The organism is Ilumatobacter nonamiensis YM16-303 (assembly GCF_000350145.1).
In the GTDB taxonomy this organism is placed as follows: domain Bacteria; phylum Actinomycetota; class Acidimicrobiia; order Acidimicrobiales; family Ilumatobacteraceae; genus Ilumatobacter_A; species Ilumatobacter_A nonamiensis.
Window position 1 is genome coordinate 1 of sequence record NZ_BAOL01000347.1, and the last position, 2,269, is coordinate 2,269.

The 2,269-nt window shown below is 70.6% G+C and carries 1 protein-coding gene; it reads right to left on the minus strand.

The genetic code is table 11. The annotated features are described in order from the left end of the window. Positions 1–2,269, minus strand: a 2,269-nt coding sequence (locus ON45_RS23355; protein WP_040496685.1) for a DUF6603 domain-containing protein, incomplete at both ends; no start/stop codon positions are given.

Here is a 2,269-nt window from a genome sequence, read left to right on the forward strand (position 1 = left end):
CCCGCCGGTGAGGCGGACCTCGGGATAGAGCAACCACGAGTTGTCGGTGAGCTGGGCCTGGATGAGGAACAGGCCCTCGACGGTCGAGAATCGAGCGAGCAGCCCGATCTCGAGCGACACGAGCGCGACCTGCGGCCGGGGCAGGGCCAGGCGCGCCAACCCGAACAGGTTGATCTCGAGGCCGGCGCCGAACGACACGGACACCACGGCGATGCCGTCGACGAGCGCGAAGCTGTTGAAGCTGATCCCGGCCGCGAACCAGAAGTTGCCCGCCTGAGGCGGGAAGTACTCGGCGAGTTCGCGCAGCTCCTGGAGCGGGCTCTCGCTCGCGGTTGCGGCCGGGTCGAGCGCCTTGATGAACGGGTACTCGTCGAACCGGGAGAGGTCGTCGGGCACCCGCAGGCCGCGGTTGATGCCGAGGCCGCCGCCGATGCCGGTGAGGAAGAACGCGGGCGGGCCGCCGATCGGGCCGTTGACGGCGCCGAACACGAAGAACGAGGGCGAGCCGTTGTCGTCGGTGTAGCCGCCGAACAGCGAGAGGCCGTACACGCCGAACCGGCCCATGAGCATGCCGACGTAGCCGATCTGGCCGTCGAGGTCGGTGCGCAACAGCCCGCCCGAGATCGAGACACCCGAGAAGTCGGCCGACACCGCCAGGCCTTGGAGATCGACCTTCCACTGCTCGAGGTCGAAGAAGTCGCCGCCGAGCCAGTGCAGACCGAGCCGGTCGACCTCGGCGGACAGGCCGAAGATCGAGACCCGCGCGTCGAACAGCAGCGACAGCCCGGTGATCGTGCCGTCGGCCTCGGTGACGTCGATGCCGAACTGAGACAGGTAGAGCGGGCCGAGCTGGCGTTGGACGACCACCCACCACGGACCCGGTGGGTCGCCGGCCCGGAACGTGATGCCGAGATCGCCGCCGGGTGGCGCCTGGATCGCCAGCGCGGGGCTGAACGACGGCCGCGCCGCCGGGGTCGCGGAGTCGGCGGCATCGCTCATCAGGTTGTTCGCCACGGCATTGTCGCCGCCGCCGGCCGTCGGCGTGAACGCGACGCCATCGAGTTGGACGTGCAGTCCGGCTCCGACGCCCGCGGGTGCCGCCTCGCCGTAGACGTGGACACCGATCGCATCGACCGAGAGCACGCCGACATCGAGCAGCGGACCCGATGTCTTGGCGATGCGCAGCCCGAGCCCGGCGATGGCCACGCTCGGTTCGAGCGAGAACGTGGGGTTCGCGAGTGTGCCGCCACGTTCGACCAGCAGGATCGACAGGCCGGGTGCGACCGTGGAGTTGATCCAATCGGCGACGATCTCGATGGCGACCGTCGGGTCGCTCGAACCCAGGTCGATCCGCTGGCCCGGCGCCAGGGACACGAACACCCCGGCCCGGGTGCCGTCGCCGGTGAACCCGATCTCGACCGCGGAGTCGATCGTGAGTTTGATGTTCTCGGCGGCCAGGTTGAACCCGAGCAGATACAACCGGTCGAGCAGCGCGCTTGGGTCGCCGAGATCGCGGAACAGTTGCGGGTCGATCGTGGTGGTGCCGGCGGTGAAGATCACGCCGTCGAGCACGTCGGCGACGGTCTGGCCAACGGGGTCGAGGGCGTCGAGCGCGAGCCCGATCGCCATCGAGCCGGCCACCGACACCAGTGCGGTCGCCACCGCCTCGAGGTCGGCGTTCTCCGACTCGGAGAAGAGCTTCGGGTCGGCCGGGTCGGGCGTGGTACGCGTGACCACGACGACGCGCGGCGCAGCGCCGTCGAGCCCCCAGCGGAACTGCACGCTCTCGGCACCGACGCCGTCGGTTGCCAGACCGATGCCGATCAGTCGATCGACCCCGGACGCGGTGATGCCGACCCGGGCCGTGGCGACGGGCACGAGTTCGATTCCGGCGCCGACGGCGATGGGGACCGCATCGAAGCGCACGCGGAGCTCGGCGCCGTCGGTGGTCAGTCGCAGCCGTTCGACGGTGATCGTGCCGACGTCGTCGATCGCGAGCGCGCCGCACAGCTCGATCGCCGGCGTGGCGCCGGTCGCATCGAGGATCACCGAGGCCGCGGCGGTGGCGCCGAAGTCCAGGCGCAGCACGCCGGCGACGGTGTTGACCGCGGCGACGACGGCGCCGTTCGGGTCGATCGCCTGCGCGAGGTTGGCGCCGGCCGCCACCACGAGATTCCCGGTTCGAGCGAGCAGGGCCGCCACCGGATCGGCTGCGAACGCGGTGATCTTGGCGGCGGTGAACCGATCGGCCTCGAGCAGGTCGAGCCCG